Raw genomic sequence first — 23,003 nt, 5'->3', positions numbered from 1 at the left:
TAGGGGAATGGCATAATGGCAACGGTAGACCGCTGGCTGCTGCCAGATGGCATCGAAGAAGTACTGCCACCAGAAGCTGCGCGCATTGAAGTAGCGCGTCGCCAGGTGTTGGATCTGTTCCAGAGCTGGGGTTACGAGTTTGTCGTGACCCCCCATATCGAGTACCTGGAATCCCTGCTGACCGGCGCGGGCCAGGACCTGGATCTGCGCACCTTCAAGGTCATCGACCCGCAATCGGGCCGGCAAATGGGGTTCCGTGCCGACATCACGCCGCAAGTGGCGCGCATCGATGCGCACACCCTGCGCCGCGAAGGCCCGAGCCGCCTGTGCTACGCCGGCAGCGTGCTGCATGCTCAGCCGCGTGCGTTGTCGTCGTCGCGCAGCCCGATCCAGTTGGGCGCCGAGTTGTACGGTGATGCCAGCCCGAGCAGCGACGTTGAAGTGATCAGCCTGATGCTGGCCATGCTGCAACTGGCCGATGTGCCGGATGTACACATGGACCTGGGCCACGTCGGTATCTATCGTGGCCTGGCCCGTGCGGCCGGTTTGTCCGGTGAAGTGGAGCAACAGTTGTTCGATGCCCTGCAGCGCAAGGCTATCGATGAAGTGATCGCCCTGACCGCAGGCGTGCCTGCGGACCTGGCCGACATGCTGCGCGCCCTGGTGAACCTGTGCGGTGGCCGTGAAGTGCTGGCGGCTGCCCGTGAGCGCCTGGCCAATGCGCCGGCGCCGGTATTGGCTGCGCTGGATGATGTGTTTGCGATTGCCGAGCAGTTGTCGGCGCGCTTCCCCGAGTTGCCGCTGTATTTCGACCTGGGTGAGTTACGCGGGTACCACTACCACACCGGTGTGGTGTTCGCCGTGTTTGTACCGGGCGTTGGCCAGGCCATCGCCCAAGGCGGTCGTTATGACGATATCGGCGCTGATTTTGGTCGCGCACGTCCGGCGACTGGCTTTTCTACCGATTTGAAAACCCTGGTGACCCTGGGGCGTGCTGAGGTCGAGCTGCCGTCTGGTGGCATCTGGATGCCCGACAGTACGGACGCAGCACTCTGGCAGCAGGTTTGCCAGTTGCGCAGTGAGGGTCAGCGTGTTGTCCAGGCTTTGCCTGGGCAGCCATTGGCCGCCGCCCGTGATGCGGACTGCGACCGGCAATTGATTCTGCAGAACGGGCTTTGGCAAGTATCGCCACTGGCTTCTTGAGTTTTCCTGCCGGCCATCGCCGGCACCAAGTTTGCGCGAATGAGGACAAGTGTTATGGGTAAGAATGTCGTAGTCCTGGGCACCCAATGGGGTGATGAGGGCAAAGGCAAGATCGTTGATCTGCTGACCGAACATGCTGCCGCCGTAGTGCGCTACCAAGGTGGCCACAACGCTGGCCACACCCTGGTCATCGATGGCGAAAAAACCGTCTTGCACCTGATCCCGTCGGGCGTGCTGCGCGAAGGCGTGCAGTGCCTGATCGGCAACGGCGTGGTGGTTGCACCTGACGCCCTGCTGCGTGAGATCACCAAGCTGGAAGAGAAAGGCGTACCGGTGCGCGAGCGCCTGCGTATCAGCCCGTCCTGCCCGCTGATCCTGTCCTTCCACGTTGCGCTGGACCAGGCCCGTGAAAAGGCGCGTGGCGAGCTGAAGATCGGCACCACCGGTCGCGGCATCGGCCCGGCATACGAAGACAAGGTTGCACGTCGTGGCCTGCGTGTGGGCGACCTGCTCAACATGCCGCGCTTTGAAGACAAGCTGCGTGAACTGGTGGATTACCACAACTTCATGCTGGTGGGTTACTACAAAGAGCCGGCCATTGAGTTCGAAAAGACCCTGGCCGAGTGCAAGGAATACGCCGAGCTGCTCAAGCCGCTGATGCTGGACGTGACCGCCGAGCTGCACGACCTGCGTCGCGCCGGCAAAGACATCATGTTCGAAGGCGCCCAAGGTTCGTTGCTCGACATCGACCACGGCACCTACCCGTACGTGACCAGCTCCAACACCACCGCGGGTGGCGTTGCTACCGGTTCGGGCGTTGGTCCGATGTTCCTGGACTACATCCTGGGCATCACCAAGGCTTACACCACGCGCGTGGGTTCGGGCCCGTTCCCGACTGAGCTGTTCGACGAAGTCGGTGCACACCTGGCCAAGCAAGGTCACGAGTTTGGTGCTACCACCGGCCGTGCCCGTCGTTGCGGCTGGTTCGACGCCGTTATCCTGCGCCGCGCTATCGATGTGAACAGCATCTCGGGCATCTGCCTGACCAAGCTGGACGTACTCGACGGCCTGGAAACCATCAACATCTGCATCGGCTACAAAGACGCAGAAGGCAAGGACGTTGCACCGACCGACGCTGACAGCTACGTAGGCCTGCAGCCTGTGTACGAAGAAGTGCCGGGCTGGACCGAATCGACCGTGGGCGCCAAGACCCTGGAAGAGCTGCCGGCCAACGCCCGTGCCTACATCAAGCGTGTTGAAGAGCTGATCGGCGCGCCGATCGACATTATTTCGACAGGCCCGGACCGCAACGAGACCATCGTTCTGCGTCACCCGTTCGCTTAACAAGCTGTTGATGTAAAAAGCAAAAGGGCTCCTTAGGGAGCCCTTTTTCGTGCCTGGCTGGCAATCGGCACGACCCTTGCTATGGTTCTTCCTTTCGCGGTGCTATCAAATTAATGGCACCCGTGGTGGAGGGATTTACCGTGTCTGCCGTTCTCTCATTGTTACAAAGCCGGCTGTTGCGGCCGGTGTTCGTTACCCTAGGTATCGCTCTTTTGGTGCAAGTGCTGGTGGCCGTTGCCCTGACGCGAAGCACCGTGACGGCGTTGGAAGCGGACTTAAGCAGCCGCCTGGATACCGACAGCCAGAAACTCTCTGGCGAGCTGGTGCAAGCCGGCAAGGAAGTCACCTCGAGCCTGGACAGCCTGTCTTCGAGCACGCGCCAGCGTCTGACCGCAGGGCTTTCCACACGCCTGCAAGAGGAGCAGAAGCAACTGCGTGCGACCCTGGAAAAAGACCTGCAGGATTCGGCCAATGACATGGCCCAACTGCTGGCGTCGGTGGCGCCGCGCGCCATGTGGGACAGCGACGTACCGACGTTGTCGGAGTTTGCCCGGCGTGCCCAGCGTAATCCCAACGTGTTGTTCGTGGTGTATGACGACGCGGCTGGCGAGCACCTGACCCGTTATCTCAACCGCGAAAACCCGATCAACCAGGCGCTGCTGGACAAGGGCAAGGGCGACCGAGCCTTGGATAAAGTCCTGGATGCGGCTAAAAACGACCCTTCGGTGTTCTACGTCGAAGCTTCGATCAGTCCCAATGGCACCGAGATCGGCAAAGTCCGCATGGGTGTCTCGACCAAAGCGGTAGAGGCTGACCTGGCAGCGCTGGACAAGCGCTTTGCTGCCTTGATCGCCAGCAGTGATCAGTTGGTCGGTGACAGCCTCAAGGGCGCCGCCGCCGACAGCGCAGCGGCCATGGGTGCGCGCCTGCAATCGGCGCAAGCCACCGCCACCCAGATGACCGCCAACACCAGCAGCGCCGTGCAGGACGCGGCAGGAGCGCTGCGCTGGCGCATCGGCATGGGGCTCGCCATTGTCGGGTTTGGCGTATTGCTGCTGATCGCCATCGTGCTGGGACGCCGTGTGGTCAATCGGCTGAAGCTGTTGATTGTCGCAATGGACGACCTGGCGGCGGGCGAGGGCGACCTCACCAAGCGAGTGCAGATCAACAGCAAAGACGAAATCGGCGACATGGCCTCGGCGGTCAATCGCTTTGTGGATAAGTTGCAGCCGATCGTGCGTGAGGCGGGCGATGTGGCTCAGCGCACCGGCGTCGAAATCGGCGCCATGACCCTGCGCAATGCCGGGGCTGACAAGGCGGCCGGTTTGCAGCGCGACGAAGTTGCCGAAAGCCTGCGCGCGCTTTCGCAAATGGCCGATGAGGCCCAGGCCGAAAGCCATGCGATGCAGGCGGCGTTGCAGCAGGTGGTGGATATTCGCCAGGCCACGGATGAAAACTCGCGGACCTCGGCGGAGGTCGGCAGCCTGATCGAAGCGCTGGCGGGGCAAGTGCAGGCCGGTTCCCAGGTGATCGAGCGGTTGGCGCAGCAAAGCGAGCAGATCGAAGTGGTGTTGACGGTGATTCACGGGATTGCCGAGCAGACCAACCTGCTGGCCCTGAACGCGGCGATTGAAGCGGCGCGCGCGGGTGAGACCGGACGAGGTTTTGCGGTGGTGGCGGACGAAGTACGCGCGCTGGCGAGTAAAACCCAAAGCTCCACCGGCGACATCCAGGCGCATATCGTGGCGTTGCAGCAGGGTGCACGGGAGGCGGTGGAAACCATCGGCAAGGCCGGGCGCCAAGCGAATGAAGGGTTGTTGGTGCTGCGCGACAGTGTGCGCTTGCAACAGTCGGTGCAGGCCTCTGTGGAGCAAGTGCATGCGGCGATTGGCCTGGCGACGCGTGCGGCCGAGTATCAAGCCCAGGGCGCGCATGCGGTGCGTGGGCGGGTCGAGGTGATCCACGCCCAGGCTGAGCGCGCCGCGCAGGCGGTGGTGGAAACCACGGCCAGTGGCAAGGTGCTGGATGGGTTGGCGGCGCAGTTGAAGGCGAGTTTGGGGCAGTTTCGGGCTTGAGGTTGCCTGGGATGGCCTCTTCGCGAGCAAGCCCGCTCCCACATTCGATCGGGTTCCAGCTTTGGAATGCAGTCGAATGTGGGAGCGGGCTTGCTCGCGAAAGCTATTTCAGCGGCTCAAATACATCCGGGTAGTGAGCAAGTACACCGGCAACCCCGACACCAGAATCAACAACGCCGCATACGGCGCCGCCGCCGCAAACTCAACATTCGAGGTATGCGCCCACACGGCAGTCGCCAGGGTATTCAACCCCGTCGGGCTGAGCAGTAAAGTCGCCGTCAACTCCTTCATCGCATCCAGAAACACCAGCGCAAACGCCGCCCCCAATGCCGGGAAAATAATCGGCAAGGTGACCCGGCAAAACGCGCTGAAGGACGAGGCGCCCAGCGTGCGTGCAGCTTCTTCCAGTTGCGGCGCAGCTTTGTTCAGTGCGGTTCGAATCGGCGCTTGAGCAAGCGGCAGAAACAACAGCGCATAAGCAATCAGCAGCAGCGCCGAGGTCTGATACAGCGCGGGCACATAGTGCAGCGCGAAGTACACCAGCGTCAGCGCAATCACCAGGCCTGGCAGGGCATGCAACAGGTAGGGCAGGCGCTCAGCCCAGATCGCCAGCTGGCCTTTATAGCGCACCACCAGCAGGCCGACCGGCACAGCCAATACAAGACAAAGCGCAGCGCCGCCCAAGGACAATGCCAGCGAAGACATCAATGCCTCGCCAATTTCGGCCACCGGGAATGCCGCCGATGAACCCACCGCCAGCCAATAAGCGAGCATGCCCAACGGAATGCCGCTACCGATGACCGCCAGCGCCAGGCAATACAGCTGACCCACGGTCGACCATTTGCCCAGCTTGACCTGTTCAGCGTGCCGCGCCGCGCCCTGGCCGATGCGCACATGCCGGCCCTTGCCGCGCACCCGCAACTCCAGCCACAGCAGCGTCAGGCACATCACCAGCAGCACCGCCGAGAGCATCGCGGCATTGGCGTTGCTGAATTCCAGTTCGAACTGTTGGTAGATCGCGGTGGTAAAGGTTTGCAGGCCGATGATCGACAGCGCGCCGAATTCCACCAGCATATGCAGCGCGATCAGCAGCGCTCCGGCCAGCAGCGAAGGCCAGAGCAGCGGCAGTGTAATTCGGAAAAAAACGCCCCAGCGATTCAGTCCCAGGGTGCGGGCCGACTCTTCAAGGGATGGATCAAGATTGCGCAATGTCGCTGCCACCGGCAGAAACACCAACGGGTACTTGGACAGGGTCATCACCAGGATTGCCCCGCCCAGGCCCTCTAAGTTGGCGCTCAGCGAGACCCAGGTGAAGCTGCTGACAAACGCAGGCACTGCGAACGGCAGGCACAGGATCACGCCCCAGATGCGTCGCCCCGGCAGGTTACTGCGCTCCAGTAGCCACGCCAGTGACAGGCCGATTACGCCGCACGCCACCGTCACCCCAACCATCAACGCCAGGGTGTTGCGCAGCAGCCCGAATACATAAGGCCGCCACAGCAGGTGCATCGCCTGCGCCCAGCCCGCCTGCCAGGCCTTGGTCCCAACATATACCAGCGGCAGCAGGCTCAAGCCCACCAGAAACAGCACGGGCAGCAGCAGCCAAATCGACGGGCGTTTGCGCCGGGGCATGAACCCGGCGGCGGAAAGCGATGGGTTCATCAATTCAAGCCAACGTCACGTTCCAGGTCCAGGGCTTCTTCGGCATTGCCAAGGTCTGCCGGGGTGACTTTCGGCGGTTGCAGCTCGCTGAACGGCTTGAGGCCGCGATTGGATTGCATGCCCTTGCGCAGCGGGTATTCGGCCGAGGTATTGGTGATGACGCGCTGGCCTTCTTCACTGGCCATGAATGCCAGGAGTTGCTGGGCTTCTTTGGGATGCTTGCTGGATTTGAGCGCCGCCGCCGAGGACACGGTGATCAGGCCGCCCACATCGCCATCGGTGAAGTAATGCAGCTGCGAATCCAGGTTGGTTTTTTCTTTCTTCAGGGCGAACCAGTAGTAGTTGTTCACCAGCACGGTGGCCACTTCGCCGTTTTCCACGGCCTTGAGGGCGACCATATTGTTGCTGTACACCTTGCCGAAGGCGCGCAGGCCGGTCAGCCATTCCTCTGCGGCTTCGCGCCCGTGCAATTTGATGATGGCTACCGCTTGCTCCTGGAATGCGCCGCTGGTGGGCACAAAGCCGACTTTGCCTTGCCACTCGGGGCCAGCAAAATCGAGTACCGATTTGGGCAGGTCTTTTTCGGCGATCAGTTTGGGGTTAAAGGCCACGACGCGGGTGCGAGCGGTCACGCCCATCCAGTCGCCATTGCTGCCCACGTAATCCTTGGGCAGCACGTCCAGCGTGCTCGCATCAATTTTGGCCAGCAGGCCTTGCTCGCCGAGTTTGTTCAGCGGCGGCGATTCTTCGGTGTAGATCACATCGGCAGGGGAGCGCTCGCCTTCTTCCACGACCTGGCTGGCGAGCTGGTTGCTGCTGCCTTTGCGCACGTTGACGTGAATGCCGGTCTTGGCTTCGAAAGCCTTGGCGAGTTCATCGCCGACTTCTTTGTGCTGGCCGTTGTACAGGGTCAGGGACACCTTGTCGGCGGAGTAGGCGGTGGGCGAGAGCAGTGTCAAGCCAAGCAGGGTGAGGGTCAGGCAACGCAGAAGGGATGTCTTGAGACGGTTATCGCGGATCATCATCCGAAGTGTTCCTCGCTTGTATGCAACAAATCATTGCAAGGATAAACGATAAAACTTCTCATGTGCGGACGAGGGGGAAATCAGCGCTGAGGTTTTCAAACCCCGGAAACGAAAAAACCCGCTTTCGCGGGTTTGATCTGAATTTGGTGCCCAGGAGAAGACTCGAACTTCCACGACCTTGCGATCACCAGCACCTGAAGCTGGCGTGTCTACCAATTTCACCACCTGGGCATTATCAACAACGCTTGCGCTGTTGATGGAGCGAACTATACGGAGCGCTTTTTAATCTGTAAACCCCTGATATCAAAAATATAATTCAATATTCTTGTTAAAAATCAAAGGCCTGAAACGAAAAAACCCGCTTTCGCGGGTTTAATCTGAATTTGGTGCCCAGGAGAAGACTCGAACTTCCACGACCTTGCGATCACCAGCACCTGAAGCTGGCGTGTCTACCAATTTCACCACCTGGGCAGCATCAACAACGTTGCCGTCGTCGATGGCGCGCACTATACGGAGGCGATTTTGAGCTGTAAAGCCCTGCCATGAAAAAAGCCTGGAAAATTTCGCCAATGGTCATGCAAGGTGCTTTCCGAGGGCTGCAAAGGCCTTTTAAACGCTTGTCGACACCTGAAATTTCCCGTTTCAATACGCGTATGCCAAACTAACCCGCATATAGACAAGGTGAAAACTCTCTAATGGCCGATTGGCAGTCCCTCGATCCCGAGGCCGCTCGTGAAGCGGAAAAATATGAAAACCCTATTCCTAGCCGCGAACTGATCCTGGCGCATCTCGCCGATCGTGGTTCGCCTGCTAGCCGCGAGCAGTTGGTTGAAGAGTTCGGTCTGACCACCGAAGACCAGCTCGAAGCCCTGCGCCGCCGTTTGCGTGCCATGGAGCGCGATGCTCAACTGATCTACACCCGTCGTGGCACCTATGCGCCTGTGGATAAGCTCGACTTGATCCTGGGCCGCATCGCCGGCCATCGGGATGGCTTCGGCTTCCTGATCCCGGATGACGGCAGCGACGACCTGTTCATGAGCCCGGCGCAAATGCGCCTGGTATTCGACGGCGACCGTGCCCTGGCACGCGTTTCCGGCCTGGACCGTCGTGGTCGCCGTGAAGGCGTGATCGTCGAAGTGGTGTCCCGTGCCCACGAGTCCATCGTCGGTCGTTACTTCGAAGAAGGCGGTATCGGCTTTGTGGTGCCGGATAACCCGAAGGTGCAGCAGGAAGTGCTGATCACCCCGGGTCGCAATGGCGCCGCCAAGGTAGGCCAGTTCGTCGAAGTGAAAATCACCCACTGGCCAACGGCGCGCTTCCAGCCACAGGGCGATATTGTTGAAGTGGTCGGCAACTACATGGCGCCGGGCATGGAAATCGACGTTGCGCTGCGCACTTACGATATTCCTCACGTCTGGCCACAGGCTGTGCTCAAGGAAGCCGCCAAGCTCAAGCCGGAAGTGGAAGAGAAAGACAAAGAAAAACGCATCGACCTGCGTCATCTGCCGTTCGTCACTATCGACGGCGAAGATGCTCGCGACTTCGACGATGCGGTCTATTGCGAAGCCAAGCCTGGCAAGCTGCGCCTGTTCTCCGGCGGCTGGAAGTTGTTCGTCGCGATTGCCGACGTGTCCAGCTATGTGAAGATCGGTTCGGCCCTGGATAACGAAGCCCAGGTGCGCGGAAACTCCGTGTATTTCCCTGAGCGCGTGATCCCGATGCTGCCTGAGCAGCTGTCCAACGGCCTGTGCTCCCTGAACCCGAAAGTCGACCGTTTGGCCATGGTCTGCGAGATGACCATCTCCAAAACCGGCGAAATGACCGACTACCAGTTCTACGAAGCGGTGATCCACTCCCAGGCGCGCCTGACCTACAACAAGGTCAGCACCATCCTGGAAGCGCCGAAGACCAGCGAAGCCAAGGCTCTGCGTGGCGAATACGCCGACGTCGTGCCGCACCTCAAGCAGCTTTATGCGCTGTACAAGGTGTTGCTGGGCGCACGTCATGTACGTGGCGCAATCGACTTTGAAACCCAGGAAACCCGGATTGTGTTCGGTTCCGAGCGCAAGATCGCGGCCATTACGCCGACGACGCGCAACGATGCGCACAAGCTGATCGAGGAATGCATGCTGGCGGCCAACGTGGCCACCGCAGAATTCCTCAAAAAGCACGAAATTCCTGCCCTGTACCGTGTGCACGACGGTCCGCCGCCGGAGCGTCTGGAAAAACTGCGCGCCTTCCTCGGTGAGCTTGGCCTGTCCCTGCACAAAGGCAAGGACGGCCCGACGCCGAAGGATTACCAGGCATTGCTGGCCAGCATCAAGGATCGTCCGGATTACCACGTGATCCAGACCGTGATGCTGCGCTCTCTGAGCCAGGCGGTGTACAGCGCCGATAACCAGGGCCACTTCGGCCTGAATTACGAGGCGTACACCCACTTCACGTCGCCGATTCGTCGTTACCCGGACCTGCTCACGCACCGGGCGATTCGCAGCGTGATCCACTCCAAGCAGAACACCCCGCACGTCAAGCGCGCCGGTGCCATGACCATTCCGAAGGCACGGATCTATCCGTACGACGAAGCGGCCCTGGAACAGCTGGGCGAGCAGTGCTCCATGAGCGAGCGCCGCGCCGACGAAGCCACCCGCGACGTAGTGAACTGGCTCAAGTGCGAGTTCATGAAAGACCGCGTGGGCGAGTCGTTCCCAGGTGTGATCACCGCCGTGACCGGTTTTGGCCTGTTCGTCGAGCTGACCGACATCTACGTCGAAGGCTTGGTGCACGTCACTGCGCTGCCGGGCGACTACTACCACTTCGACCCTGTGCATCACCGCCTGGCGGGCGAGCGCACCGGTCGCAGCTTCCGCTTGGGCGACACCGTGGAAGTACAGGTCATGCGCGTCGACCTCGACGAGCGCAAGATCGACTTCGGCATGCCCGACAAGCCGACTGAAACACCGAATGGCCGCAAAAAGCGTGGCAGCGAACCGACTGCACCCGCCAGCAAAGGCAAGAGCGCACCTGCGAAAGCAGCTGCCGCCGAGCCTGCGCCAGCCAAGGCCGGTCGTCGTTCGTCCACCAAGGAAAAGGCCCCCGAGGCCTACCGCCCGAGCGATGCTGCGGCGAAAAACGCCGAAGTGCGCAAGAGCCGTGAGTTGAAGCAGCAGTTGCTCAGCGAAGCCAAAAGCGGTGGTAAAGCGGCGTCTGGGGGAAAGTCCCACGGGGCGGAAAAGCCGTCGAGCAAACCGAGTAAACACCGTAAAGGCCCGCCTAAAGCGGGTTCGGCCCCCACGAAAAGCGGCGGGTCGCGCAAACCTAAGGCCAAGTCATGAGTCTGGAAAAAATCTACGGCGTGCACGCCGTAGAAGCACTGCTGCGTCATCACCCTAAACGCGTCAAGCAGGTGTGGTTGGCCGAAGGCCGCAGCGAGCCGCGTGTACAAGCGCTGGTCGAGCTGGCCACGCAAAACAAGGTTGCCATCGGCCAGGCCGAGCGCCGTGAGATGGACGTGTGGGTTGAAGGCGTTCACCAAGGCGTGGTTGCGGACGTAAGCCCGAGCCAGGTCTGGGGCGAAGCGATGCTCGACGAGCTGCTCGACCGTACCGAAGGCGCACCGCTGTTGCTGGTGCTGGACGGCGTGACCGACCCGCACAACCTCGGCGCTTGCCTGCGTTCGGCCGATGCTGCCGGTGCGCTGGCGGTGATCGTGCCTAAAGACAAGTCGGCAACCCTGACGCCGGTCGTGCGTAAAGTCGCGTGCGGCGCGGCGGAAGTGATTCCGCTGGTGGCCGTGACCAACCTGGCGCGCACCCTGGAGAAACTCCAGCAACGCGGCCTGTGGGTCGTGGGCACGGCGGGCGAGGCTGAGGTCAGCATTTATGACCAGGACCTCACCGGCCCGACCATCCTGATCATGGGTGCCGAAGGCAAAGGCATGCGCCGCCTGACCCGCGAGCATTGTGATTACCTGGTGAAGCTGCCGATGGCCGGCAGCGTCAGCAGCCTCAACGTGTCGGTTGCCACCGGCGTGTGCTTGTTCGAGGCCCAGCGTCAGCGCGGTGCCAAGGCCAAGAGCAAGAAGTAAGTGCTTGGATCGTTCCCACGCTCCGCGTGGGAATGCCTCTTGTGACGCTCCGCGTCACGCTTCGACGGCGGACGCAAAGCGTCCTCGGGCTGCATTCCCACGCAGAGCGTGGGAACGATCAGCGCAGTCGTTTGAGGCTGTTTGGAAGATTGTTCAAATAATCACCAATCACCTTGCGCCGTTTCTCCCCCTTCTCTACAATTGCGCCCCTTGCCTTCCTGGCAGGCACCTATGTGCCTCCCTGCGGCAAGATCCATAAGTGTCATTCACTCCTTGTCTGACCGCTTTTGAGCGGCAGGCTACAACCCGTAAGGAGCATTCATGCGTCATTACGAAATCATCTTTTTGGTCCACCCGGATCAAAGCGAGCAAGTCGGCGGCATGGTTGAGCGTTACACCAAGCTGATCGAAGAAGACGGCGGCAAAATCCACCGTCTGGAAGATTGGGGCCGTCGTCAACTGGCCTACGCAATCAACAATGTTCACAAGGCTCACTACGTGATGCTGAACGTTGAATGCACTGGCAAGGCCCTGGCCGAGCTGGAAGACAACTTCCGCTACAACGATGCAGTGATCCGTAACCTGGTCATCCGTCGCGAAGAAGCCGTTACCGGCCAATCCGAGATGCTCAAGGCTGAAGAAAACCGCAGTGAGCGCCGTGAGCGTCGCGACCGTCCTGAGCACGAAGGCGCTGAAAGCGCTGATAGTGATGACAGCGACAACAGCGATAACGCTGACGAGTAATCCACGGACCTTTTAAGGAGCCTATCAAATGGCACGTTTCTTCCGTCGTCGTAAATTCTGCCGCTTCACCGCTGAAGACGTGAAAGAGATCGATTACAAAGATCTCAACACTCTGAAAGCCTACGTATCCGAGACCGGCAAAATCGTTCCAAGCCGTATCACCGGTACTAAAGCACGTTATCAGCGTCAGCTGGCCACCGCTATCAAGCGCGCCCGCTTCCTGGCCCTGCTGGCCTACACCGACAGCCACGGCCGCTGAGACCGGGCAGTCGACAAGTAGTAAGGGATTGAATGCATGCGCGCCTTAGCTGAGTTCATCATGCGCGGTCGCGTGCAGGCCACTCTGGTAGTGGCCGGATGTGCGGCATTGCCGTTGCTTTATTGGTTGGGTGCTGCTGCAGGTTGCCTTGTGCTCCTGCGGCGCGGTTTGAAGGATGCCCTTGGCGTTCTTGCCCTGGGATTGTTGCCGGCCTTGATCTGGTGGCTTCAATTCGGTGATCCGCGGGTACTTCTGGTACTGCTGGGGTCATCGAGCCTTGCGTTGGTTTTACGCGCAAGCGAGTCCTGGGTCCGCACGCTGCTGGTCAGCGTGGCATTGGGGGTGGTGTACTCAGTGATGCTTGGCGCGGCTTTCCGCCCGCAAATCGAAGCGCTGTCGCAAGAGATCGTCAAGATCCTGCCGATGGCCCTCGGGGATCTCTACCAGCAATTGTCGGTAGATGAGCGAGCGCGGTTTGCGTCACTGATTGCCCCGGTCCTGACCGGCCTGATTGCGGCATTGTTGCAGGTCGTCAGCGTGCTGAGCCTGATTGTTGGGCGTTATTGGCAGGCGTTGTTGTACAACCCGGGTGGTTTTGGTCGCGAATTTCGCAGTATCAGAATCCCAGCGGGGCCGGCGATGTTGCTGCTGGCGTGCATGGTTGTCGGGCCGAACTTCGGCCCACAGATGGCCTTGCTGGCGCCGATTTGCAGCGTACCGCTGGTGTTTGCCGGGCTGGCCCTGATGCATGGGCTGGTAGCGCGAAAGCGCCTGGCCAAGTTCTGGCTGGTGGGGTTGTACGTCACAATGTTGCTGTTTATGCAGCTGATCTATCCGTTACTCGTGGTTTTGGCCATTGTCGACGGCCTGATTGATTTTCGCGGTCGTCTCGCGTCGAAAGACGCCGATAACGCGAACGGTGAAGGTTAAAAGTTAGAGGATTTTCACATGCAACTGATCCTTCTGGAAAAAGTCGCCAACCTGGGCAACCTGGGCGACAAAGTGAACGTTAAGGCCGGCTACGGTCGTAACTACCTGCTGCCATACGGCAAAGCCACCGCTGCAACCGCTGCCAACCTGGCTGCGTTTGAAGAGCGTCGTGCTGAGCTGGAAAAAGCCGCAGCAGACAAAAAAGCTTCGGCCGAAACTCGCGCTGCCCAACTGGCTGAGCTGGAAGTGACTATCACTGCCACCGCCGGTGACGAAGGCAAGCTGTTCGGTTCGATCGGCACCCACGACATCGCTGATGCACTGACCGCCTCCGGCGTTGAAGTGCAGAAGAGCGAAGTTCGTCTGCCGAACGGCACCATCCGCAACGTAGGCGAATTCGACGTAGCCGTGCACCTGCACGCTGAAGTTGAAGCCACCGTACGCGTTGTCGTGGTAGCAGCTTAAGCAGCACCTAACTGACTGGCACCTCGCGTGCCAGGCGGTTAACATCGGGCACGATCCTGTTTACAGGTCGTGCCTTTTGTTTTTCTACACACCCCTAATTCCAAGTGGCCATGAACGATATTTCAGCTCCTGAGCAATACGATCTGCAAACCGCTGCCCTGAAGGTGCCGCCGCATTCCATCGAGGCCGAACAGGCCGTGCTCGGTGGCTTGATGCTGGACAACAACGCCTGGGAACGCGTGCTGGATCAAGTCTCGGACGGTGATTTCTATCGCCATGACCACCGCCTGATTTTCCGCGCCATTGCGCGGCTGGCTGACCAGAACTCACCGATCGATGTGGTGACGCTGGCCGAGCAATTGGACAAGGAAGGCCAGACCTCGCAAGTCGGTGGGCTGGGCTACCTGGGCGAACTGGCGAAAAACACGCCTTCGGTTGCCAACATCAAGGCCTATGCGCAGATCGTCCGTGCGCGGGCCACCTTGCGCCAGTTGATCGGTATCGCCACCGAGATCGCCGACAGCGCCTTCAACCCGGAAGGCCGCACCGCTGAAGAGATTCTCGACGAAGCCGAACGGCAGATCTTCCAGATCGCCGAGGCCCGGCCTAAAACCGGTGGCCCGGTCAGCGTCAACGACCTGCTGACCAAGGCTATCGACCGTATCGATACCTTGTTCAACACCGACAACGCCATCACCGGCCTGTCCACCGGCTATACCGACCTCGACGGCATGACCAGCGGCTTGCAACCGTCTGACTTGATCATCGTCGCCGGCCGGCCGTCCATGGGTAAAACCACCTTCGCCATGAACCTGGTGGAAAACGCCGTGTTGCGCAGCGACAAGGCCGTACTGGTTTACTCGCTGGAGATGCCAGGTGAATCGCTGATCATGCGTATGTTGTCGTCCCTCGGGCGTATCGACCAGACCAAGGTGCGTGCGGGTCGCCTGGAAGACGACGACTGGCCGCGCCTGACCTCGGCGGTCAACCTGCTCAACGACCGCAAGCTGTTTATCGATGACACCGCGGGCATCAGCCCCTCGGAAATGCGTGCGCGTACCCGACGCCTGGTGCGTGAGCACGGCGATATCGCCCTGATCATGATCGACTACCTGCAGTTGATGCAGATCCCGGGTTCCAGCGGCGACAGCCGTACCAACGAGATTTCCGAGATTTCCCGCTCGTTGAAAGCGCTGGCCAAGGAATTCAACTGCCCGGTGGTTGCCCTTTCGCAGCTCAACCGGTCTTTGGAGCAGCGCCCGAACAAGCGCCCGATCAACTCCGACTTGCGCGAATCCGGAGCGATCGAGCAGGATGCTGACGTGATTATGTTCGTATACCGGGACGAGGTGTATCACCCGGAGACCGAGCATAAAGGTATCGCCGAAATCATTATCGGCAAGCAGCGTAACGGGCCAATCGGCACCACGCGCCTGGCGTTTATCGGCAAATACACCCGTTTCGAAAATCTTGCGCCGGGCAGCTATAACTTCGACGACGAGTAACATTGTGGGAGCGGGCTTGCTCGCGAATGCGGTATCACATTCACCCTTTTGCTGAATGACACACCGCTTTCGCGAGCAAGCCCGCTCCCACATTATTTCCGACCATTACCGTCGGAATTGGTCAAAATTTGTGCTATATTCCGCGCCCGCGATTTTTCATCTCAACACCGGTCACCGTCATGCAAACAGCCAAGCCGTTATTTGACTATCCCAAGTACTGGGCCGAATGTTTCGGTCCTGCGCCATTCCTGCCGATGAGCAGGGAGGAGATGGATCAGCTTGGCTGGGATTCCTGCGACATCATCATCGTCACCGGTGATGCGTATGTGGATCACCCATCGTTCGGTATGGCCATTATCGGCCGGCTGCTGGAGTCCCAGGGCTTTCGCGTCGGGATCATTGCCCAGCCCAACTGGCAGTCCAAAGACGACTTCATGAAGCTCGGCGAGCCGAACCTGTTTTTCGGCGTCGCGGCCGGCAACATGGACTCGATGATCAACCGCTACACCGCCGACAAGAAAATCCGCTCTGACGACGCCTACACTCCAGGCGGCATGGCCGGCAAACGCCCGGACCGCGCCAGCCTGGTGTACAGCCAGCGTTGCAAGGAAGCCTACAAGAACGTACCGATTGTGCTCGGCGGCATCGAAGCCTCGCTGCGCCGCATCGCCCACTACGACTATTGGCAGGACCGTGTGCGCAACTCGATCCTGATCGATGCCTGCGCCGACATCCTGCTGTACGGCAACGCCGAGCGGGCCATCGTCGAAGTTGCCCAGCGCCTGTCGTGGGGCCACAAGATCGAAGACATCACCGACGTGCGCGGCACCGCGTTCATTCGCCGTGACACGCCTGAAGGCTGGTACGAGGTGGACTCCACGCGTATCGACCGTCCGGGCAAGATCGACAAGATCATCAACCCGTACGTGAATACCCAGGACACCCAGGCCTGCGCCATCGAGCAGGAAAAAGGCCCGGTTGAAGACCCGGAAGAAGCCAAGGTCGTACAAATTCTTGCCAGCCCGCGCATGACCCGTGACAAGACGGTCATTCGTCTGCCGTCCATGGAAAAAGTCCGTGGCGACTCGGTCCTGTACGCCCACGCCAACCGCGTGCTGCACCTGGAAACCAACCCAGGCAACGCCCGCGCTTTGGTGCAGAAGCATGGCGAAGTGGACGTGTGGTTCAACCCGCCGCCCATCCCGATGACCACCGAAGAAATGGACTACGTGTTCGGCATGCCGTACGCCCGCATCCCGCACCCGGTGTATGGCAAGGAAAAGATTCCGGCCTACGACATGATCCGTTTCTCGGTGAACATCATGCGTGGCTGCTTCGGTGGCTGCACCTTCTGCTCGATCACCGAGCACGAAGGCCGCATCATCCAGAACCGTTCCGAAGAGTCGATCATTCGCGAGATCGAAGAGATCCGCGACAAAGTGCCAGGTTTTACCGGCGTGATCTCCGACCTCGGCGGCCCGACCGCGAACATGTACCGCATCGCCTGCAAGAGCCCGGAAATCGAATCCGCGTGCCGCAAGCCATCCTGCGTGTTCCCGGGCATCTGCCCGAACCTGAACACCGACCATTCGTCGTTGATCCAGCTGTACCGCAGCGCCCGTGCGTTGCCGGGTGTGAAGAAGATCCTGATTGCTTCCGGCCTGCGCTACGACCTCGCGGTCGAGTCGCCGGAATACGTCAAGGAACTGGTTACCCACCACGTCGGTGGCTACTTGAAGATCGCCCCGGAACACACCGAGGAAGGTCCGCTCAACCAGATGATGAAACCGGGCATTGGCAGCTATGACAAGTTCAAGCGCATGTTCGAGAAGTACACCAAGGAAGCGGGCAAGGAGCAGTACCTGATCCCGTATTTCATCGCCGCCCACCCGGGCACCACCGATGAAGACATGATGAACCTGGCCTTGTGGCTCAAGGGCAATGGCTTCCGTGCCGACCAGGTGCAGGCGTTCTACCCGTCGCCGATGGCCACCGCCACGGCGATGTACCACTCGGGCAAGAACCCGCTGCGCAAGGTCACCTACAAGAGCGACGCTGTGACCATCGTCAAGAGCGAAGATCAGCGCCGTCTGCACAAGGCCTTCTTGCGCTACCACGATCCGAAAGGCTGGCCGATGCTGCGTGAAGCACTCACGCGCATGGGCCGCGCCGACCTGATCGGGCCGGGCAAGGATCAGTTGATTCCGCTGCACCAGCCGTCCACCGACAGCTACCAGAGCGCCCGTCGCAAGAACTCGACGCCGGCTGGCAGCCATAAGGTTGCGAAGGAAACCACCACCAGGATCCTCACCCAGCACACCGGCTTGCCACCGCGCGGCAGTGACGGCAGCAACCCGTGGGACAAGCGTGAGCAAGCCAAGGCGGCAGCTCAGGCGCGTAACAAGCAGGCGGCTAAAGAACGCAGTGATGCGGCGAAGGGCAAGGGCGGCAAGCCTGCGCGTAAGCCGGTTGTGCCGCGTTGATCGCAGCCTGAATATGCAAAACGCCAGCCTTGTGCTGGCGTTTTGCTTTCTATTCGGTGGCGTGCCTGTTTGTTAAGGTGGCGCCCATTGAATCGCCTTCGCGAGCAAGCCCGCTCCCACATTTGTCCGAGTTCCAGCATGAGGATGCGGTCGAATGTGGGAGCGGGCTTGCTCGCGAAGGCGTCAGTTCAGGCACTATTCATTTCAAGGAAGAACACCCATGAGCAACCCCCTGCTCTCCATCGGCATGGACTCCAACCGCTCCCAATTCATGGCGCGCCAGCGCATCGAAAGCCAGATCAACCTGCCACGCTTGTTCGCCGCCATCGACGCCGACCCCGGCATTGTCGGCGCAGGTGTGGTGTACATCGACGCCGACTTCAACGTCGTGACCCTGCGCGAATTCAGGCCACTGTGCAGCATCAAGCCCAAGCGCATCATTTTGCGCGAAGCACAGAAGTACATTTCGCCAGCGCAATTTGTGGAACAGGTGAAGACCGACCCCCGTGAAGAACGCCTCAGGAAAGAGGCGTTTGATATGGGCTTGTCGTGCACCGCCGCGATTATCGGCTGGATCGTGGTGTTCAGCGGCAGCGTTGCCGTGCCTTTTACGGCGGGCGCCAGCGCGTTCGTGGTGGGCATTGGCGTGACGGCGGCGCTGGCCAGCAGTGCGCAGTGCGGGTTCGGCGTGGTGCGTACCTACAACGAGATACTCGACCCTGACGCTAATGACCGGATGGAAGACGCCGAATGGTTCGGTGCTGTTTCAACCATCCTTGATACGGCCTCCCTGGTGGGGATTGGCACCGGTGCGCTGACCACGGTGAAGCTGCTCAGAGCCAAAAAAGCTGCCGCTTTGGGCAAGAGTTGGTATGAACTGCTCAAGGGTTTGAATCGCCAGGAACGCAAGAAACTGACCAAGGAGTTGCTAAGCCTGCGCGACCCGAGCCTGACGCCCAAGTTGCTCAAGTTGCAGCAGCGTGCCGGCAAACTGACCAAGAGCTTCAGCTCCACGGAAATTCGGCATGCCACCCTTACCCAGATGAAAGACGCGTTGGGCGGCATCCTCGGTATCGTCGGCAGTTACCGCAGCGGTAGCGTGGGCAGCGCCACCACCCTTGCCATCGGCTTGTATGAGGACCTCACCGAATGAAAGGTTTCCCCGACATGGGCAGTTTCCTCGCGCGCTATTTCCCGGTGTTCATGGGCACGATCTTTATGTCGATCTTTGCCGGCGCGTCTGCCGTGTCCCTCGCCGGCGTGACGTATTTGCGTGGTGTCGACCCGTCGCTTAAATCCGACTACTCCGGCCTGGCGATTTTGCTGCTGGTGGCGGTGCTGGTTTTCGGCAACGTGATGGTTGCGCGCGGACGCCCTTGGGCGACCGGCCTGGTGGCGGGTTACCTGGGCTGCTGCCTGCTGTTCGTGCTGCCGATGATTCAGTACCCCATTCCCAAACTGGTCTACGGCTCGGCGGTGCTCTTTCCGCTGTTGGGTTTGTTGCTGCTCAACAGCAAGCGTCACCGCGAAATGCGCCAGAAGCTGCTCGAGGTTCGCCACCTGCGCGAAGCCATGATCGCCCGCCACAAAACCCGCTGACTGGGTAGATTCACCACCCCGCCTCACACGCACGCCACAAATATGTGCAAGCCTTGCACCACGGCGCCCCCGTTGGCGCTGTTTTGGTGCTGTACTGCACCGGGTCTTACGATAAAGCGCAATGACGGCCGCTCTGGCATAAGTCTTGCGCGCTTTGTGTCCATGCCCTGGCTCGCAGGAGGCCGCCGTGTCGATTCATGTCGCGTTGCACCACGTTACGCATTACCGCTACGACCGCGCTGTCGAACTCGGCCCACAGATCGTGCGCTTGCGCCCGGCTGCCCATAGCCGCACGCGGATCTTGTCTTACGCGCTCAAAGTGCTGCCCGAGCAGCACTTCATCAATTGGCAGCAAGACCCGCAGGGCAATTACCTGGCGCGCCTGGTATTCCCGGAAAAGACCGATGAGTTGCGCATTGAGGTAGACCTCGTCGCCGAGATGGCGGTATTCAACCCGTTCGATTTTTTCCTTGAGCCCTACGCCGAAAAAATCCCCTTCAGTTACGCCGCCGATGAGCAGCGCGAGCTGGCGCCGTACCTGGAAACCTTGCCACTAACGCCTAAGTTTGCCGCCTACCTGGCGGGTATCGACCGCACGCCGCTGCCGGCGGTGGATTTTCTGGTAGGCCTCAATCAGCGCCTGGCGGCCGACATCGGCTATTTGATCCGCATGGAGCCGGGCGTACAAACCCCGGAATTCACCTTGGGCGCCGCTTCCGGCTCTTGCCGGGATTCGGCCTGGCTGCTGGTGCAACTGCTGCGCAACCTGGGGTTGGCGGCGCGGTTTGTGTCGGGCTATTTGATCCAGCTCACCGCCGACGTCAAAGCCCTTGATGGCCCGTCCGGCACCGAGGTTGACTTTACCGACCTGCACGCCTGGTGCGAGGTGTACTTGCCCGGCGCGGGCTGGATCGGCCTGGACGCCACCTCCGGGCTGTTCGCCGGTGAAGGGCATATCCCATTGGCCTGTAGCCCTGATCCTTCGTCCGCCGCACCGATCAGCGGGCTGGTGGAACCCTGCGAGTGCGAATTCACCCACGAGATGTCGGTGGAGCGCATTTGGGAAGCGCCACGTGTCACCAAGCCCTACACCGAAGAGCAATGGCTGGCGATCCAGGCGTTGGGCCGGCAGATCGACGCCGACCTGCTCAAGGATGACGTACGCCTGACCATGGGCGGCGAACCGACCTTCGTCTCCATCGACGACCCCGACGGCGCCGAGTGGAATACCGCGGCCCTCGGGCCGGACAAGCGTCGTTTGTCTGCCGAGCTGTTCCAGCGCATGCGCGCGCACTACGCGCCCAAAGGCTTGGTGCACTTTGGCCAGGGCAAGTGGTACCCCGGCGAGCAACTGCCGCGCTGGTCGCTCAATTGTTACTGGCGCCGCGACGGCGTGCCGATCTGGCACAACAGCGCGTTGATCGCCGATGAACAACAGGACTACGGCGCCGATGGCGCGATGGCCGGGCGCTTCCTCGCCAGTGTCGCCGAGCGCCTTAAACTGCCGGCCCGCTTTGTGTTCCCGGCTTTTGAAGACAACTTCTACTACCTGTGGCGTGAAGGCGCGCTGCCGCAAAACGTCACGGCCCAAGACCCACGCCTGAGTGATGACCTGGAGCGCGAGCGTCTGCGCAAGGTGTTCAGCCAAGGCCTGGATAAAGTCATCGGCCAAGTGCTGCCGCTGGCGCGAACGCCAGCCAATGACCGCTGGCAGAGCGGGCGCTGGTACCTGCGTGACAACCACTGCCGTCTGGTGCCGGGCGACTCACCGCTGGGTTATCGACTGCCGTTGGCCTCGCAGCCATGGGTGACGGCGGCGGAGTATCCGTTTGTGCATCCCACCGACCCGAATCAGGATCAGCCGGAACTGCCGACCACCGCCCAACTGCAAAGCCATGACACGCCTGCGCCGAGCGATGAGCGCGTGCCGAAGGTCGACGAGTCCGCCGACTGGCTGACCCGCACTGCCTTGTGCGCCGAAGCACGGGACGGGCGCCTGTACCTGTTTATGCCGCCGCTGGAACGCGTCGAGGATTACCTGGAGTTGGTGGCTGCCATCGAAGCCACCGCCGAAGAGCTGCATTGCCCGGTATTGCTGGAAGGTTACGAGCCGCCGTTCGATACGCGCTTGAGCAACTTCCGGGTCACGCCGGATCCGGGTGTGATCGAGGTCAATGTGCAGCCGTCCGCCACCTGGGATGAGTTGGTGGAACGCACCGAGTTCCTCTACGAAGAGGCGCGGCAAACCCGCCTGACCACCGAAAAATTCATGATCGACGGGCGCCACACCGGCACCGGCGGTGGTAACCACTTTGTGCTGGGCGGCGCGACGCCGAAAGACTCGCCGTTCCTGCGCCGCCCGGATTTGCTGCGCAGCCTGATCAGCTACTGGCATAACCATCCGTCCTTGTCGTACCTGTTTTCCGGGCTGTTTATCGGCCCGACCTCCCAGGCGCCACGGGTGGATGAAGCGCGTAACGACGCGCTGTATGAGCTGGAAATCGCCTTCGCACAAATGCCCGAACCTGGCGAGGAATGCCCGCCGTGGCTGGTCGACCGGCTGTTGCGCAACCTGCTGATCGACGTGACCGGCAACACCCATCGCGCCGAATTCTGCATCGACAAACTCTATTCGCCCGATGGCGCCACCGGCCGCCTGGGCTTGCTGGAATTGCGCGCATTTGAAATGCCGCCCCATGCGCGCATGAGCCTCACCCAGCAATTGCTGCTGCGCGCCTTGGTCGCGCGTTTCTGGCGCGAACCCTATGCACCGCCAAAACTGGCGCGTTGGGGCACTGAGCTGCACGATCGCTTTTTGCTGCCGCACTTTATCGAGCAGGATTTTGCCGACGTGATCGTCGAGCTCAACGCTGCCGGTTACCCGCTGCGCGCCGAATGGTTTGCCGCGCACCTGGAGTTCCGTTTCCCCAAGGTCGGCGACTACGCCGTCAGCGGCATCGAACTGGAGTTGCGCCAGGCCCTGGAGCCTTGGCACGTGCTGGGCGAAGAAGGCGCCGTGGGTGGCACGGTGCGTTACGTGGATTCATCCCTGGAACGCTTGCAGGTGAAGTTGAGCGGCCTGGCGCCGCAACGCTATCTGCTGACCTGCAACGGCATCCCGGTGCCGTTGCAGCCGACCGGGCGTATCGGCGAGTTCGTCGCCGGCGTGCGTTATCGCGCCTGGCAACCGGCCAACTGTTTGCAACCGACCATCGCGGTGCACGCGCCGTTGGTGTTCGACTTGCTCGATACCTGGATGCAACGCTCGCTGGGCGGCTGCCAGTACCACGTCGCGCATCCGGGTGGGCGCAATTACGACAGCTTGCCGGTGAATGCCAATGAGGCGGAGAGCCGGCGCATGGCGCGGTTTTTCCGCTTGGGGCACAGCCCTGGCAAGCTGCCGGTGCCGCCCTTGGTGATTAACGATGAACTACCGATGACCCTGGATTTGCGGCGTTTCCCCAATAAAAAATGACCAAACCCAATCCAAATGTGGGATGGCTTTTGTGGCGAGGGAGCTTGCTCCCGCTGGGGTGCGAAGCGCCCCCAAAGCAGGCGACTGCTACGCAGTCGAACGGGAGCAAGCTCCCTCGCCACAACAAGCCGGCTCCCACATTAGATTGCA

The 23,003-nt window shown here is 60.8% G+C and carries 16 protein-coding genes and 2 tRNA genes; 14 read left to right on the top strand and 4 right to left on the bottom strand.

Annotated elements, in window-relative coordinates:
- The first annotated feature begins 15 nt into the window (after nucleotides 1–15).
- From ACTD9P_RS10290 to ACTD9P_RS10280, 3 genes are all read left to right on the top strand, one after another.
- A complete protein-coding gene (locus ACTD9P_RS10290; protein ID WP_438867630.1) occupies nucleotides 16–1,203 on the top strand; it encodes an ATP phosphoribosyltransferase regulatory subunit in 1,188 nt (395 codons plus the stop codon).
- A 54-nt stretch (nucleotides 1,204–1,257) separates the two neighbouring features.
- Nucleotides 1,258–2,547, top strand: a complete 1,290-nt coding sequence (locus ACTD9P_RS10285; protein WP_010213605.1) for an adenylosuccinate synthase — start codon at nucleotides 1,258–1,260, stop codon at nucleotides 2,545–2,547.
- Nucleotides 2,548–2,687: 140 nt separating this feature from the next.
- Entirely contained in the window at nucleotides 2,688–4,622 is a 1,935-nt protein-coding gene (locus tag ACTD9P_RS10280) for a methyl-accepting chemotaxis protein (protein WP_438867629.1), read from the top strand.
- Nucleotides 4,623–4,730: 108 nt separating this feature from the next.
- Here the strand turns inward: ACTD9P_RS10280 and ACTD9P_RS10275 are convergent, their stop codons facing one another.
- The 4 genes from ACTD9P_RS10275 to ACTD9P_RS10260 all read right to left on the bottom strand — a co-directional run bounded on the left by ACTD9P_RS10275 (nucleotide 4,731) and on the right by ACTD9P_RS10260 (nucleotide 7,780).
- Nucleotides 4,731–6,284, bottom strand: coding sequence for an ABC transporter permease (locus ACTD9P_RS10275; RefSeq protein ID WP_438867628.1), 1,554 nt, complete (start codon nucleotides 6,282–6,284; stop codon nucleotides 4,731–4,733).
- The gene (locus ACTD9P_RS10270; protein ID WP_438867627.1) at nucleotides 6,284–7,309 is read right to left on the bottom strand and encodes an iron ABC transporter substrate-binding protein; all 1,026 of its coding nucleotides are present in this window, start codon (nucleotides 7,307–7,309) and stop codon (nucleotides 6,284–6,286) included. Before ACTD9P_RS10270 ends, ACTD9P_RS10275 begins: the two co-directional genes overlap by 1 nt.
- Before the next feature lie 144 nt (nucleotides 7,310–7,453).
- Nucleotides 7,454–7,540 (bottom strand) — tRNA-Leu (locus ACTD9P_RS10265).
- A gap of 153 nt (nucleotides 7,541–7,693) precedes the next feature.
- Nucleotides 7,694–7,780 (bottom strand) — tRNA-Leu (locus ACTD9P_RS10260).
- 224 nt (nucleotides 7,781–8,004) lie between these two features.
- On the opposite strand from ACTD9P_RS10260, the gene rnr reads away from it, so the two are divergent.
- From rnr to ACTD9P_RS10205, 11 genes are all read left to right on the top strand, one after another.
- On the top strand, nucleotides 8,005–10,641 hold the full coding sequence (gene rnr / locus ACTD9P_RS10255; RefSeq protein ID WP_438867626.1) for a ribonuclease R: 2,637 nt from the start codon (nucleotides 8,005–8,007) through the stop codon (nucleotides 10,639–10,641).
- Nucleotides 10,638–11,393: a 23S rRNA (guanosine(2251)-2'-O)-methyltransferase RlmB gene (rlmB, locus tag ACTD9P_RS10250; protein ID WP_438867625.1), complete on the top strand. Its 756-nt coding sequence runs from the start codon at nucleotides 10,638–10,640 to the stop codon at nucleotides 11,391–11,393. Before rnr ends, rlmB begins: the two co-directional genes overlap by 4 nt.
- Nucleotides 11,394–11,714: 321 nt before the next feature.
- Complete coding sequence (gene rpsF, locus ACTD9P_RS10245; protein ID WP_003217491.1) at nucleotides 11,715–12,137, top strand: 30S ribosomal protein S6; 423 nt, start codon at nucleotides 11,715–11,717, stop codon at nucleotides 12,135–12,137.
- A gap of 28 nt (nucleotides 12,138–12,165) precedes the next feature.
- Nucleotides 12,166–12,396 (top strand): 30S ribosomal protein S18, encoded by a 231-nt coding sequence (gene rpsR, locus ACTD9P_RS10240; RefSeq protein WP_002551829.1) that lies wholly within the window; start codon nucleotides 12,166–12,168, stop codon nucleotides 12,394–12,396.
- 36 nt (nucleotides 12,397–12,432) lie between these two features.
- Entirely contained in the window at nucleotides 12,433–13,326 is an 894-nt protein-coding gene (locus ACTD9P_RS10235; RefSeq protein WP_438867624.1) for a YybS family protein, read from the top strand.
- Between the two features lie 18 nt (nucleotides 13,327–13,344).
- Nucleotides 13,345–13,791, top strand: a complete 447-nt coding sequence (gene rplI, locus ACTD9P_RS10230; protein ID WP_003171376.1) for a 50S ribosomal protein L9 — start codon at nucleotides 13,345–13,347, stop codon at nucleotides 13,789–13,791.
- A 110-nt stretch (nucleotides 13,792–13,901) separates the two neighbouring features.
- Nucleotides 13,902–15,296 (top strand): replicative DNA helicase, encoded by a 1,395-nt coding sequence (gene dnaB, locus ACTD9P_RS10225; protein WP_253393118.1) that lies wholly within the window; start codon nucleotides 13,902–13,904, stop codon nucleotides 15,294–15,296.
- Nucleotides 15,297–15,475: 179 nt separating this feature from the next.
- Entirely contained in the window at nucleotides 15,476–17,779 is a 2,304-nt protein-coding gene (locus ACTD9P_RS10220) for a YgiQ family radical SAM protein (protein WP_438867623.1), read from the top strand.
- Between the two features lie 220 nt (nucleotides 17,780–17,999).
- A complete protein-coding gene (gene ssp4, locus ACTD9P_RS10215; RefSeq protein ID WP_438867622.1) occupies nucleotides 18,000–18,932 on the top strand; it encodes an Ssp4 family T6SS effector in 933 nt (310 codons plus the stop codon).
- Nucleotides 18,929–19,378: a hypothetical protein gene (locus ACTD9P_RS10210; protein WP_438867621.1), complete on the top strand. Its 450-nt coding sequence runs from the start codon at nucleotides 18,929–18,931 to the stop codon at nucleotides 19,376–19,378. Before ssp4 ends, ACTD9P_RS10210 begins: the two co-directional genes overlap by 4 nt.
- Before the next feature lie 187 nt (nucleotides 19,379–19,565).
- The gene (locus ACTD9P_RS10205; RefSeq protein WP_438867620.1) at nucleotides 19,566–22,853 is read left to right on the top strand and encodes a transglutaminase family protein; all 3,288 of its coding nucleotides are present in this window, start codon (nucleotides 19,566–19,568) and stop codon (nucleotides 22,851–22,853) included.
- The last annotated feature ends 150 nt before the right edge of the window (nucleotides 22,854–23,003 follow it).

Source organism: Pseudomonas onubensis (assembly GCF_965653655.1).
GTDB lineage: Bacteria > Pseudomonadota > Gammaproteobacteria > Pseudomonadales > Pseudomonadaceae > Aquipseudomonas.
This window is presented reverse-complemented; position numbering and strand designations above follow the sequence as displayed.

Bases quoted from the DNA above. Each gene is read 5' to 3' on its own strand.
- ACTD9P_RS10290 (WP_438867630.1), top strand. From the start codon at position 16: ATGGCAACGGTAGACCGCTGGCTGCTGCCAGATGGCATCGAAGAAGTA.
- ACTD9P_RS10285 (WP_010213605.1), top strand. From the start codon at position 1,258: ATGGGTAAGAATGTCGTAGTCCTGGGCACCCAATGGGGTGATGAGGGC.
- ACTD9P_RS10275 (WP_438867628.1), bottom strand. From the start codon at position 6,284: ATGAACCCATCGCTTTCCGCCGCCGGGTTCATGCCCCGGCGCAAACGC.
- ACTD9P_RS10270 (WP_438867627.1), bottom strand. From the start codon at position 7,309: ATGATGATCCGCGATAACCGTCTCAAGACATCCCTTCTGCGTTGCCTG.
- rnr (WP_438867626.1), top strand. From the start codon at position 8,005: ATGGCCGATTGGCAGTCCCTCGATCCCGAGGCCGCTCGTGAAGCGGAA.
- rlmB (WP_438867625.1), top strand. From the start codon at position 10,638: ATGAGTCTGGAAAAAATCTACGGCGTGCACGCCGTAGAAGCACTGCTG.
- rpsF (WP_003217491.1), top strand. From the start codon at position 11,715: ATGCGTCATTACGAAATCATCTTTTTGGTCCACCCGGATCAAAGCGAG.
- rpsR (WP_002551829.1), top strand. From the start codon at position 12,166: ATGGCACGTTTCTTCCGTCGTCGTAAATTCTGCCGCTTCACCGCTGAA.
- ACTD9P_RS10235 (WP_438867624.1), top strand. From the start codon at position 12,433: ATGCGCGCCTTAGCTGAGTTCATCATGCGCGGTCGCGTGCAGGCCACT.
- rplI (WP_003171376.1), top strand. From the start codon at position 13,345: ATGCAACTGATCCTTCTGGAAAAAGTCGCCAACCTGGGCAACCTGGGC.
- dnaB (WP_253393118.1), top strand. From the start codon at position 13,902: ATGAACGATATTTCAGCTCCTGAGCAATACGATCTGCAAACCGCTGCC.
- ACTD9P_RS10220 (WP_438867623.1), top strand. From the start codon at position 15,476: ATGCAAACAGCCAAGCCGTTATTTGACTATCCCAAGTACTGGGCCGAA.
- ssp4 (WP_438867622.1), top strand. From the start codon at position 18,000: ATGAGCAACCCCCTGCTCTCCATCGGCATGGACTCCAACCGCTCCCAA.
- ACTD9P_RS10210 (WP_438867621.1), top strand. From the start codon at position 18,929: ATGAAAGGTTTCCCCGACATGGGCAGTTTCCTCGCGCGCTATTTCCCG.